Raw genomic sequence first — 390 nt, 5'->3', positions numbered from 1 at the left:
GAACTGGCCAGACATCTAGAATTTACTGTCAGCACCGGCGTTAAAGTTTACTTCTGCGATCCTCAGAGTCCTTGGCAGCGGGGAACAAATGAGAACACAAATGGGCTAATTCGGCAGTACTTTCCTAAAAAGACATGTCTTGCCCAATATACTCAACATGAACTAGATCTGGTTGCTGCTCAGCTAAACAACAGACCGAGAAAGACACTGAAGTTCAAAACACCGAAAGAGATAATTGAAAGGGGTGTTGCATTGACAGATTGAATCTACAACCGCGTATTTTGCACAGGAGTCGCTGAAAAATACGCGTTAATCGAACAATGGCGACAACAATTTCCCATTGAAGCGATGTGTCAGGTATTTGGTGTATCCAGGAGCGGTTATTACAAC

Annotated in this window: 1 protein-coding gene and 1 pseudogene; both read left to right on the top strand. The window is 43.6% G+C overall.

Annotated elements, in window-relative coordinates; all coding sequences use genetic code 11:
• On the top strand, positions 1 to 264 hold a 264-nt coding region (locus tag JNB91_RS30485), incomplete at its 5' end, for an IS30 family transposase (RefSeq protein WP_050484504.1).
• A gap of 6 nt (positions 265 to 270) precedes the next feature.
• A pseudogene (locus JNB91_RS30480) lies at positions 271 to 390 on the top strand (IS3 family transposase); the annotation flags it as partial.

This window comes from Aliirhizobium wenxiniae (genome assembly GCF_019511445.1).
Lineage (GTDB): Bacteria > Pseudomonadota > Alphaproteobacteria > Rhizobiales > Rhizobiaceae > Neorhizobium > Neorhizobium wenxiniae_A.
This window is presented reverse-complemented; position numbering and strand designations above follow the sequence as displayed.